Raw genomic sequence first — 11,418 nt, forward strand, 5'->3', positions numbered from 1 at the left:
GTCGTGCTTTGCCCTCAGGGGCGCCTTCGCTGGCAAGCCAGCCCCTACAACAGGGTTATTGCGCCGTGTAGATCTGGTCGAACACGCCACCGTCATTGAAGAATTTCGGTTGGGCAGTTTTCCAGCCGCCGAAGTCCTTGTCGATAGTTACCAGGTCCAGTTTCGGGAACTGCTGGGCATATTTGGCAGCGATGTCCTCGTCCCGTGGGCGGTAGAAGTTCTTCGCGGCAATTTCCTGGCCGGCCGGGCTGTACAGGTGCTTGAGGTAGGCCTCGGCGATCTGGGTGTTGCCTTTCTTCTCGGCGTTCTTGTCCACCACCGCCACTGGCGGCTCGGCGAGGATCGACAGCGAAGGCACGACGATATCGAACTTGTCGGCGCCGCCGTCTTCCTTGAGGGCCAGGAAAGCTTCGTTTTCCCAGGCCAGTAGCACGTCGCCCTGACCGTTGTTGACGAAGGTGATGGTCGAGCCGCGGGCCCCGGTGTCCAGCACAGGCACGTGCTTGAACAGCTCCTTCACATATTCCTGAGCCTTGGCTTCGCTGCCACCGGCTTTCAGGCCATAGGCCCAGGCGGCGAGGAAGTTCCAGCGTGCACCACCGGACGTTTTCGGGTTCGGGGTGATCACCGAGACGTCTTTCTTGATCAGGTCGCCCCAATCCTTGATGCCCTTGGGGTTGCCCTTGCGCACCAGGAACACGATGGTCGAGGTGTAGGGCGTGCTGGCGTCGGGCAGGCGCTTCTGCCAGTCCGCCGGCAGGGTCTTGCCGAGCTTGGCGATTTCGTCGATGTCACCGGCCAGGGCCAGGGTCACCACGTCGGCCCGCAGGCCGTCGATCACCGCCCGGCCCTGCTTGCCGGAGCCACCGTGGGATTGCTGGATCTTCACGTTGTCGCCCGGGTGGTCCTTCTTCCAGAAGTTCACGAACTCGGCGTTGTAATCCTGGTACAGCTCACGGGTCGGGTCATAGGACACATTGAGCAGCTCATAGTCCTTGGCAACGGCGGAACCGGCGAAAACGGCGCTGGCGAGGGCGGCCAGGGCATAACGGCGAATCGACGACATGGTGAAGCTCCTGAAATTTTTTAAGGTGCTGGCATTTTTCTTATGGCGATTTCAGCCCGCATTCGAAAAGGAACGCTGGGATTCGTGCAGGGGGTCATGGATGACGCCCTCCGGTTGACCAGTCGGGCCTCTCGTTCGCGAGAGGGTGACGCGGTGTTCAGCGAGGTACTTTCAACTCGGTTTGTGGCCGGGCTGCTGCAGACGGAATTTTTCCTTGCGTTCGATCTGCACGACCTGGGCGTTGTGCACGGTGATTTCCACCGCACCGAAGCGCAGGTCGCGCAGTGCGCTTTGAATTTCCCGCAAGATGGTTGCTTCGTCCTGGCCGTCAACGCTACGTAGAGATGCGCTCATGGTGTTGCTCCTGAGTGGGATGTGCCTGGCAGTGGCGGCACTGCTTGCGGCGTGGGAGCAATACTAGATAGGGCCGGATATTCTTAAAAATACTATTTAAGAATGTTTATATAACCAGAAGAAATTATTCGAGCTGACAGCAGCTTAGCCCCAACCCTGTAGCCGCTGCCGAGCCTGCGAGGCTGCGACAAGGCCGTCAGGCCTTCAGCGGTCTACAACATTTGCGCCCGCGTTGCGGTCGTTCGCAGCTTCGCAGGCTCAGCAGCGGCTACAAAGGCATCAGCGGATGGCTGGGGCGTTGCTCCAGTCGATCTGCTGCGCCGGCATCGGCCGGCCGAACCAGTAGCCCTGGCCCAGGTCGCAGGCGTGCTCCAGAAGGAAACGCGCCTGTTCCACCTGCTCGATACCCTCGGCATGCACCTGCATGCCCATGCTCTGGGCCAGGGCAATGATGACCCGGGATATCGCTGCATCGTCCTCGTCGAACGGCAGGCCGGCGACAAAACCCTGGTCGATCTTGAGCTTCTGCACCGGCAGGCGCTTGAGCCGCAGCAGGGAGGAGTAGCCCGTGCCGAAGTCGTCGATGGCCAGGCGAATGCCCAGCTCGCGCAAACGGTGCATCTGCTCCAGGGCCACTTCGGGATCGTCCATCACCGCGCTTTCGGTGACTTCCAGCTCCAGGTAGGCCGGGTCCAGCCCGGTCTCGTGCAGCACCTGGGCCACCTGCTGGTACAGCTCGCTGCGGGCGAACAGGCGGGTCGAGACATTCACCGCGATAAACGACAGCACCACGCCATCGGCCTGCCACTGGCACATCTGCCGGCAAGCCTGCTGCATGACCCAGGCATCGATCTCGGCAATCATCCCGGTGCGCTCGGCAATCGGTATGAACTCCGCCGGCGACACCAGCCCACGCTCGGGATGCTCCCAGCGCACCAGGGCCTCGACGCCTACCAGGCGGCTGGTCTTGAGGTCGTGCACCGGCTGGTAATAGACCCGCAGTTCCTGCTGGTCCAGGGCGCGGCGCAGCTCGAAGGCGATTTCCACCCGCTGCTGGGCATGGGCGGTGAGCTCCTCGGTGTACAGGGCGTAACCGTTGCGCCCGGCGCTTTTGGCCTTGAACAGCGCCGCATCGGCGTTGCGCAGCAGTTGGCTGGCACTCAACGCGTCGCTGGGAAACAGGCTGATACCGATACTGGCGTTGATCACCACCTGCTGCTCGCCGAGCTGGAAGGGCTCCTTGAGGCCGTCGATGATGCGCTGGGCCAGGGCCGCCGCCTGCACCAGCTGCGGGCAGCTTTCGGCTAGCACCGCGAACTCGTCGCCGCCCAGGCGCGCCAGGGTGATGCCCGGGCCGAACATCCCTCCCAGGCGCTCGGCCACCGCCTTGAGCAGTTGGTCGCCGACGTTGTGCCCCAGGCTGTCGTTGATCATCTTGAAGTGGTCCAGATCGATCATCAGCATGGCGCAGCCGCGCTTGTGGATCTGCGCCGAAGCCAGGGCCTGTTCGGCACGGTCGGTGAACAGCAGGCGGTTGGGCAGGTCGGTCAGCGGATCGTGATGGGCCAGGTGAGCCAGCTCGTGCTCGGAATCCTTGATCGCGCTGATGTCGGAAAATACCGCAACGTAATGAGTCAGCTCGCCCTGCTCATCGCGGATCGCGCGGATGGTCTGCCATTGCGGGTAGATCTCGCCGCTCTTGCGCCGATTCCAGATTTCGCCGCTCCACTCATCGGTCTTCTGCAACGAGTCGAACATCGATTGATAGAACTGCGCCGAATGATGCCCGGACTTGAACAGGCTCGGCTGGCGGCCCAGCACCTCTTCGCGCTGGTAGCCGGTGATTTCGATGAAGGCGCGGTTGACGTGGACGATCTGCCCCTGGGTATCGCTCACCAGCACCCCTTCGCGGGTGCAGTCGAACACCGCCGCCGCCTGGCGCAGGCGCTCGCGGTCCTTCTGCTGGTGGCGCAGCCAGCGATCGGCCCCCAACACCCGCAGCAGACGGGCCCGGGCGAAGAAGATCAGCACCGCGCTGACCACCGCCCAGGCATAGCCGCCAACCAGTTGCCAATGGGCTCGATCGGAAAACTCATCGAAGAAACTGCTCAATAAGTAACCACTGAACTGCAACCAGACCAGCGACAACAGCAGATAGAGCAGCGCGGCACGCAAACCATTGCGATAAGAAACCGACATAAGTCCGTCTATTTCCACACGAAAAGTTTGGGATTATAGAGGAAGAAACATTCCGCCACTCTTATCTGAAAGGGCGACTGGTTTTCTCAGTGGGCTTAGTGATAATGCCTGGGCTGTTTTTTTCTTTATCGAGGGCCTTATCGCCTATGTGGTACGAAGGTTTACTTGGCTTGTCCGCCTGGCAACTGGTGGCAGTCACCCTGTTGATGACCCACGTGACCATTGTCGCGGTCACGGTCTATCTGCATCGCTATTCCGCGCACCGTTCCCTGGAACTCAACGCCGGCCTGAAACATTTCTTCCGCTTCTGGCTGTGGCTGACCACGGCGCAGAACACCCGCGAGTGGACCGCCATCCACCGCAAGCACCACGCCAAGTGCGAAACCGCCGACGACCCCCACAGCCCGGTGGTCAAGGGCCTGTCCACCGTGCTGCGCAAGGGCGCAGAGCTGTATCGCGAAGAGGCGAAGAACCCGGAGACCCTGCGCATCTACGGCAAGAACTGCCCGGAAGACTGGATCGAACGCAACCTCTACAGCCGCTACAAGCTGGGCGGCGTGGCGCTGATGGCAGCCATCGACCTGCTGCTGTTCGGCACCATCGGCATCACCATCTGGGCCATCCAGATGATGTGGATTCCGTTCTGGGCCGCCGGGGTCATCAATGGCCTGGGGCATGCGGTGGGCTACCGCAACTTCGAATGCCGCGACGCCGCCACCAACCTGGTGCCCTGGGGCATCATCGTCGGCGGCGAAGAGCTGCACAACAACCACCACACCTACCCCAACTCGGCCAAGCTCTCGGTGAAGAAGTGGGAGTTCGACCTGGGCTGGGCCTGGATCAAGGTCTTCAGCTTCCTGCGTCTGGCCAGGGTCCAGCGCGTGGCGCCCATCGCCCACCGGGTCGAAGGCAAGGGCCACCTGGACATGGACACCGCCATGGCCATCCTCAACAACCGGTTCCAGATCATGGCCCAGTACCGCAAGCTGGTGATCGGCCCGCTGGTGAAACAGGAACTGGCCAAGGTCGATCATTCGGTGCGCCACCAGTTCCACCGCGCCAAGCGCCTGCTGTCCCGGGAAACCAGCCTGCTGGAAGACCGCCACCACCTGCGCATCCAGAGCATGCTGGAGCACAGCCAGGCCTTGAAGGTGATCTACGAGAAGCGTCTGGCCCTGCAGCAGATCTGGGTCAAGACCAGCTCCAACGGCCACGACATGCTCGCGGCCATCAAGGATTGGGTACACGAGGCCGAGGCCAGCGGCATTCAGTCCCTGCGTGATTTCGCCCATCAGCTCAAGACCTATTCCCTGCGTCCCACCACCGCCTGACCCCAGCCCCTCGCCACTCCCGTGGCGAGGGGCTGCCCTTCTGAAATCAAGCCTTGCAGGCCCCTCTCGACCGTCTGGCGGGCGCTCGCGCTATCGCTGTAGCGGCCGGGAACTTAGCGCCCGATCCCCTATCTCAAACAACACTTCGCCACCCAGGCGGGCTTGGTTGTAGCCGCTGCCTAACGGCGCGCGGCACGCCCTTTGAGATCTGTGCCGATGGTCAACAAGAACCCACACACTCCCTCTGCGCTTCCACAGTGGCCCGAAGCCGCGCAAACCCTGATGGCCCTGATGCATGCACAGGGCGAAGTGGCCCGCCTGACCGAACGCGAGCAGCTGTTCAGCTCGCTGCTGGTCAGTGTCAACGCGGTACTCTGGGCCTTCGACTGGGACAGCCGCCAGGTGCTGTACGTCAGCCCGGCCTATGAACGGATCTTCGGTCGCCCCGCAGGCCTGCTCCTGGCGGACTGCAATCAATGGCGCGACAGCATCTACCCCGATGACCTGGAGTACGCCGAGCGCAGCCTGGCCCAGGTCCTGGAAAAGGGCGCGGTGGAAGATCGCGAGTACCGCATCATCGATGCCCAGGGCCAGGTGCGCTGGCTCAGCGACAAATGCTTCATCAACCGCAATGCCGAGCCCGGGCAACGCCTGATCGTGGTCGGCATCGCCGAAGACATCACCGAAAAGAAGCAGCTGGAAACCGAGTTGCAACGCCTGGCCACCACCGACGTGCTGACCCAGAGCAGCAACCGTCGGCACTTCTTCGAATGCGCCAACCGCGAGTTCGAGCAGGCGCGCCTGCAAGGTTCGTCCCTGGCCTTCTTGCTGCTGGATATCGATGACTTCAAAGTGATCAACGACACCTACGGCCACCCCGAAGGCGACATCGTCCTGCAGCGCATCGCCGAAAGCGGGCGCGCGGCCCTGCGTCGCGGCGACCTGTTCGGGCGGATCGGTGGCGAGGAGTTCGCCGCGGTTTTTCCCGGCTGCACCGCGGACATGGCGCGCCAGGTAGCCGAGCGCCTGCAACGGGAGATCCAGCGCCAGAATTTCAGCCACCAGGGCCAGACGTTCACCATCACCGTGAGCCAGGGCCTGACCGGCCTGCTGGCGGAAGACGAAAGCCTGGACAACCTGTTCGCCCGCGCCGACAGCGCCATGTACGAAGCCAAGCGCCAGGGCAAGAACCGCATCATCACCGGATAAACCCGCGATCACTCGTCCGTAGGAGCTGGCTGGCCCGCAAGGCTTGCACAAGACTCGAAGGCCTCTTCGCCGGCAAGCCGGCTCCTACAGTGGTTCAGCCCTTGCGCAGGCGGGTCAGTTCCGGCAGCCCGACCTTCAGCAGCCGCGCGGTCTTGCAGCGCGCGATCTCTTCCACCCCTTCGTGCTCGGTCAGCCGCGCCAGCTGCGCCGCCAGGTTCATCACCAGCGCCTCGCGGGAATACACCCCACCGCCCAACTGGTAGATCGAGGCAATCAGCTCCCGCAGTTCAAGGGGCATGCGCCAGCGGGTCCGCAGCGCCGAGCCGTAGGCCGCGCCAAAGCGCTCCAGGGCATCGCCGATTTCTTCCTGGTCGTCCAGCTCGCCGCCGGCCTGTTTCCACTCCTGCAGGCAACGCAGCAGCGCCAGGTCGCCCAGGCGATGCAGTAGCCCGGCGCAGTAGCAGCGCTCCTGGTCCAGGTCCAGCAGGCGCGCCAGGGTCCGGCCGTATTCCGCGGTATGCAGGGACAGCTCCCAATAGCGCTCGGCATAGTCGGCCAGGGCCGGATCGCTCAGGCGCGCGCTGCGCTTGAGGGTCAGGCCGAGGATCAGGTTCATGCTCTGCCCGGTGCCCAGCCGATGCAGGGCCTGGGACAGGGTCTGCACGCCGTCGCCATGGTGCTGCGCGGCGCTGTTGGCTGCAGCGATCAGCACCGCGGTGACCTGGGGATCGGTGCGGATCTCTTCCTCCAGCACCTTGAGGTCCAGGCCTTCGGGGTTGAGGCTGCGCTTGACCGCCAGTTGCACATCGGTGAGCAGCGGCGCGCCGTCGGCCACATCGCGCCGGCGTTCGAGAAAGGGCCACAGGGTCATGCCCGGCGCCAGGGCCGGCACCTCGCAGGAGACTTCCTGGCCGGCGTCCAGCAGCAGGCCCTGCAGGCGCTGGGTCAGCCCCTCCATGTTCAGGGGCTTGGTCAGGTAGGCAGTGGGCGCCAGGGGCAAGGCCTCGCGCACGCTGGCGCTGTCGCTGCGCACGCTCAGCAGGATGAACGGCTGCACCGGGTTGCGCTTGCGCTGGCGCACCGCGCGCAGCAGCGACAGGCCATCGATGCCCGGCAGCTCCCAATCGGCAATGATCAGGTCATAGGGTTTGGCGCTCAGCAGGTCCATGGCCTCCTGACCGTCGGCACACAAGTCCAGACGCGCATCACAGCGCACGTTCAACAGCACTTGCTTGAGCAAATCACGAGACCAGGGATCAGCCTCGGCAATCAGCACGCGAGGTACAGCGGGTAAATCAACAGCGGTCATGCAGCACGCTCCCTAGGCAATCCCTTGCACCTTAGTCAATGCGCGGGCTTCCATACAACGCAAATCCCCCTGGAGCCGCCTGAGGGCGAAAAAAAACCCGCCGAAGCGGGTTTTTCTGTCGATCAGGTCACAGCGTCATCAGAGTTCAGCGAAGCACTCTTCGATGATGGCCAGGCCTTTGTCCAGCTGGGCATCCGGCGAGGTCAGCGGCACCAGAACCCGCAGAACGTTGCCGTAGGTGCCGCAGGACAGCAGGATCAGCCCCTTGTCGCGAGCCTTGGCCACGACCTGGGCCACGGCAGCGGCGTTCGGCTTGTGGCTGTCGCCATTCTCGAACAGTTCCACCGCGATCATCGCGCCCAGGGCACGCACTTCACCGATCACCGGGTACTTGGCCTGGATGGCCTTGAGGCCGGTCACCAGGCGCTCGCCCACCGCCTTGCAGCGATCCAGCAGGTGCTCTTCCTCGAACACTTCCATCACCGCCAGGGCCGCGGCACAGGCGATCGGGCTACCGGCGTAGGTGCCGCCCAGGCCGCCTGGAGCGATGGCGTCCATGTACTCGGCCTTGCCGCAGACACCGGCCAGCGGGAAGCCGCCGGCGATGGACTTGGCGAAGGTGGTCAGGTCGGCGGTAACGCCCATCTGTTCCATGGCGAAGAAGGTGCCGGTACGGCCAGCGCCGGTCTGCACTTCGTCAGCGATCAGCAGGATGCCGTGCTGGTCGCACAGGGCGCGCAGGCGCTTCATGAACTCTTTGGGCGCGACGTAGAAGCCGCCTTCGCCCTGCACCGGCTCGATGATGATCGCGGCGATATCACGAGGCTCGGCGTCGTTCTTGAAGATGCGCTCGATGCTGGCGATGGAGTCGTCGATGCTCACGCCGTGCAGTTCATTCGGGTACAGCGCGCGGAAGATGCCGCCTGGCATCAGGCCCATGCCGGCCGAGTAAGGCACGACCTTGCCGGTCAGGCCCAGGGTCATCATGGTGCGGCCGTGGTAGGCGCCGGTGAAGGCGATCACGCCGGCGCGGCCAGTGGCGGCACGGGCGATCTTCACGGCGTTCTCTACGGCTTCGGAACCGGTGGTCACCAGCAGGGTTTTCTTGGCGAAATCACCTGGCACCTTGGCGTTGATTTTCTCGCACAGCTCCACGTAAGGCTCGTAGGCCAGGACCTGGAAGCAGGTGTGGGTCAGCTTGTTCAGTTGCTCGGTCACCGCGGCGATGATCTTCGGGTGCACGTGACCGGTGTTCAGTACCGCGATACCGCCGGCGAAGTCGATGAACTCGCGGCCTTCAACGTCGGTGACGGTGGCGTTCTTCGCGCTGTCGGCGAAGATCGGGTGAATCTGGCCAACACCGCGCGGTACAGCGGCTTCACGGCGTTTCATCAAAGATGCGTTGGTCTTGCTCATAGTGTCCTCATTCACCGCTGCGGCAGCGGTGTGATTCAAGGGTTGCGGGGCGGGGAAGCGCCTGCGACAGCATGCGATGATCGACTGTCGGAGCGGTCCCGGGCCACCTTGAAAAGTGCGTTTTTTAAAGCTGCGCAGGGGGACAGCGCTCTCGTGCCCCCGGCGCTTGAAACCGGATCAGATACCCAGGCAGAGGTATTTGATTTCCAGGTAATCCTCGATCCCGTACTTGGAACCTTCACGGCCCAGGCCCGAGGCCTTGATGCCGCCGAACGGCGCCACTTCGTTGGAGATCAGGCCGGTGTTGACCCCGACCATGCCGTATTCCAGGGCCTCGGCCACACGGAACACACGGCCCAGGTCACGGGCATAGAAGTACGAGGCCAGGCCGAACTCGGTGTCGTTGGACATGGCGATGACTTCGGCTTCGTCTTTGAAGCGGAACAGCGGCGCCAGTGGGCCAAAGGTTTCTTCCTTGGCCACGGCTGCATCCTTGGGCACGTTGACCAGGATGGTCGGCTCGAAGAAGTTGCCTTCCATGGACTTGCCGCCGGCCAGCAGGGTCGCGCCTTTTTTCAGGGCGTCGGCGATGTGTTCCTGGACCTTGGCCACGGCTTTTTCGTCGATCAGCGGGCCAGTGGTGGTGCCTTCTTCCAGGCCGTTGCCGATCTTCAGCTTGGCCACTGCTGCCTTCAATTTCTCGGCGAAGGCGTCGTAGACCGAATCCTGGATGTACAGGCGGTTGGCGCAGACGCAGGTCTGGCCGTTGTTGCGGTACTTGGAGATGATCGCGCCTTCGACGGCCTTATCCAGATCCGCGTCGTCGAACACGATGAACGGCGCGTTGCCGCCCAGCTCCAGGGAGACTTTCTTGATGTCCTTGGCGCATTCGGCCATCAGCTGGCGACCGATCTCGGTGGAGCCGGTGAACGACAGCTTGCGCACGATCGGGTTGCTGGTGAGCTCGCCGCCGATGTCGCCGGCGCTGCCGGTGACCACACTCAGCACGCCTTTCGGGATGCCGGCACGGTGCGCCAGTTCCACCAGGGCCAGGGCCGAGAACGGGGTTTGCGAAGCGGGCTTGATGACCATGGTGCAACCGGCGGCCAGGGCCGGGCCGGCTTTACGGGTGATCATCGCCGCCGGGAAGTTCCACGGGGTGATGGCCGCGGTCACGCCGATCGGCTGCTTGATCACGATCAGGCGCTTGTCGGGCTGGTGGCCGGGAATCACGTCACCGTAGATGCGCTTGGCTTCTTCGGCGAACCATTCGATGAAGGAGGCGGCGTAGGCGATTTCGCCCTTGGCTTCGGCCAGCGGCTTGCCCTGCTCCAGGGTCATCAGGCGACCCAGGTCGTCCTGGTTCTCGATCAGCAATTCATACCAGCGGCGCAGCTTGGTGGCGCGCTCCTTGGCGGTCAGGGCACGCCAGGCCGGCAGGGCCTTGTCGGCGGCCTCGATGGCGCGGCGGGTTTCGGCAGCGCCCATCTTTGGCACGGTACCGAGGATTTCACCGGTAGCGGGGTTGTTGACCTTGATCGTCTGGCCGTTGTCCGCGTCGACCCAAGCTCCATCGATGAAGGCTTGTTGGCGGAACAACTGGGCGTCTTTGAGCTGCATGTCGGCTTCCTTAACAGCACCGCGCATACGCGGGGCGAATTGTGATTGTAGAAAGGCGCCAGGTCAGGAGGAGAGCGCCGGGGCGCTGTCACCAGCCCGTGGCCAGGCTGCCGTCAGGAAAATCGTTCACTGGGTAAAAGCACGAAAAAGTCGCACACAAGAATAGACGTGCGTTTGGGCACCCAGGCAAGAGCGTTTGAAATCTCAAACGAATCCTAGGGTCAACGGGGGTAAAGGACAATAGGCTGTTCGAAAAAAAGAACGTAAAGGCGCCTAGCGGTAAAAAATCCGCTTCAACCTCCCATGCCGCCGGGCAAAAGACAACGCCCCCGCAGCCTATGGCAGGCGGCGGGGGCGCTGGCATGGCGCCTGTGGAACGGTCAGCTACTGAACGACTTGAGCACCGTCAACAGGCTGGTGAGGTTGTCGGCCACACCGCCCTGGGCGACTTTCTCGGTGGCCGACGCACCGGCGGTGGTGTCGACGCTGTAGATCTGCATCACGCCCTGGTTGGTGGCCGCCTGGGCCAGGGTGTTTTGCTGCTGCTGCGCCGAAACCGAGTTCTGGAACAGGATGGCCACGGACTGGCCCATGGACTGGTAGATGGTGCCCATCGACATGGCTGGCGCTTCGGCGACGACCTTGACGTTGGTCTGGGTGACGGCATCGGTGATTTGCGGACTGACTGTGCTCATAAAAACTCCATTTTTTCAGCAGGTAGGTTCAACGGAAAATCAGGCTTTCAGCCATCAGCTCTGAAAGGACTTGAGAACCGTCAACAGGCTGGTGAGGTTGTCGGAGACCCCGCCCTGGGCGACTTTTTCGGTGGCCGCCGCCCCGGCGGTGGTGTCGACGCTGTAGATCTGCATCACGCCCTGGTTGGTGGCCGCCTGGGCCAGGGTGTTTTGCTGCTG

The 11,418-nt window shown here is 63.1% G+C and carries 10 protein-coding genes; 2 read left to right on the top strand and 8 right to left on the bottom strand.

The genetic code is table 11. The annotated features are described in order from the left end of the window. Positions 1 to 55: 55 nt before the first annotated feature. The 3 genes from ACUXVH_RS06695 to dibA form a co-directional block, all read right to left on the bottom strand. Entirely contained in the window at positions 56 to 1,066 is a 1,011-nt protein-coding gene (locus ACUXVH_RS06695; RefSeq protein ID WP_445494299.1) for a sulfate ABC transporter substrate-binding protein, read from the bottom strand. A 171-nt stretch (positions 1,067 to 1,237) separates the two neighbouring features. Beyond that, a complete protein-coding gene (gene oscA, locus ACUXVH_RS06700; RefSeq protein WP_011058571.1) occupies positions 1,238 to 1,420 on the bottom strand; it encodes a sulfur starvation response protein OscA in 183 nt (60 codons plus the stop codon). Between the two features lie 279 nt (positions 1,421 to 1,699). Continuing rightward, on the bottom strand, positions 1,700 to 3,619 hold the full coding sequence (gene dibA, locus ACUXVH_RS06705) for a phosphodiesterase DibA (protein WP_401333599.1): 1,920 nt from the start codon (positions 3,617 to 3,619) through the stop codon (positions 1,700 to 1,702). 146 nt (positions 3,620 to 3,765) lie between these two features. On the opposite strand from dibA, the gene desA reads away from it, so the two are divergent. Both desA and ACUXVH_RS06715 read left to right on the top strand, forming a co-directional pair. Beyond that, a complete protein-coding gene (gene desA, locus ACUXVH_RS06710) occupies positions 3,766 to 4,950 on the top strand; it encodes a delta-9 fatty acid desaturase DesA (protein ID WP_011058569.1) in 1,185 nt (394 codons plus the stop codon). Between the two features lie 216 nt (positions 4,951 to 5,166). Continuing rightward, a complete protein-coding gene (locus tag ACUXVH_RS06715; RefSeq protein WP_011058568.1) occupies positions 5,167 to 6,159 on the top strand; it encodes a GGDEF domain-containing protein in 993 nt (330 codons plus the stop codon). Between the two features lie 94 nt (positions 6,160 to 6,253). On the opposite strand, the gene ACUXVH_RS06720 is transcribed toward ACUXVH_RS06715, so the two are convergent. The 5 genes from ACUXVH_RS06720 to ACUXVH_RS06740 all read right to left on the bottom strand — a co-directional run. Then, positions 6,254 to 7,468, bottom strand: coding sequence for a response regulator (locus tag ACUXVH_RS06720; RefSeq protein ID WP_011058567.1), 1,215 nt, complete (start codon positions 7,466 to 7,468; stop codon positions 6,254 to 6,256). A gap of 138 nt (positions 7,469 to 7,606) precedes the next feature. After that, positions 7,607 to 8,884, bottom strand: coding sequence for a 4-aminobutyrate--2-oxoglutarate transaminase (gene gabT, locus ACUXVH_RS06725; protein WP_011058566.1), 1,278 nt, complete (start codon positions 8,882 to 8,884; stop codon positions 7,607 to 7,609). A 177-nt stretch (positions 8,885 to 9,061) separates the two neighbouring features. Continuing rightward, a complete protein-coding gene (gabD, locus tag ACUXVH_RS06730; RefSeq protein ID WP_011058565.1) occupies positions 9,062 to 10,504 on the bottom strand; it encodes an NADP-dependent succinate-semialdehyde dehydrogenase in 1,443 nt (480 codons plus the stop codon). A gap of 380 nt (positions 10,505 to 10,884) precedes the next feature. Beyond that, a complete protein-coding gene (locus ACUXVH_RS06735) occupies positions 10,885 to 11,199 on the bottom strand; it encodes a RebB family R body protein (RefSeq protein ID WP_011058564.1) in 315 nt (104 codons plus the stop codon). A gap of 54 nt (positions 11,200 to 11,253) precedes the next feature. Beyond that, the coding region (locus ACUXVH_RS06740) for a RebB family R body protein (RefSeq protein WP_368994943.1) at positions 11,254 to 11,418 on the bottom strand (165 nt) is incomplete at its 5' end.

Source organism: Pseudomonas sp. 8(2025), from assembly GCF_052665325.1.

What these genes read in the sequence shown, in the direction of transcription:
- ACUXVH_RS06695 (WP_445494299.1), bottom strand. Translation starts at nt 1,066, where the DNA reads ATGTCGTCGATTCGCCGTTATGCCCTGGCCGCCCTCGCCAGCGCCGTT.
- oscA (WP_011058571.1), bottom strand. Translation starts at nt 1,420, where the DNA reads ATGAGCGCATCTCTACGTAGCGTTGACGGCCAGGACGAAGCAACCATC.
- dibA (WP_401333599.1), bottom strand. Translation starts at nt 3,619, where the DNA reads ATGTCGGTTTCTTATCGCAATGGTTTGCGTGCCGCGCTGCTCTATCTG.
- desA (WP_011058569.1), top strand. Translation starts at nt 3,766, where the DNA reads ATGTGGTACGAAGGTTTACTTGGCTTGTCCGCCTGGCAACTGGTGGCA.
- ACUXVH_RS06715 (WP_011058568.1), top strand. Translation starts at nt 5,167, where the DNA reads ATGGTCAACAAGAACCCACACACTCCCTCTGCGCTTCCACAGTGGCCC.
- ACUXVH_RS06720 (WP_011058567.1), bottom strand. Translation starts at nt 7,468, where the DNA reads ATGACCGCTGTTGATTTACCCGCTGTACCTCGCGTGCTGATTGCCGAG.
- gabT (WP_011058566.1), bottom strand. Translation starts at nt 8,884, where the DNA reads ATGAGCAAGACCAACGCATCTTTGATGAAACGCCGTGAAGCCGCTGTA.
- gabD (WP_011058565.1), bottom strand. Translation starts at nt 10,504, where the DNA reads ATGCAGCTCAAAGACGCCCAGTTGTTCCGCCAACAAGCCTTCATCGAT.
- ACUXVH_RS06735 (WP_011058564.1), bottom strand. Translation starts at nt 11,199, where the DNA reads ATGAGCACAGTCAGTCCGCAAATCACCGATGCCGTCACCCAGACCAAC.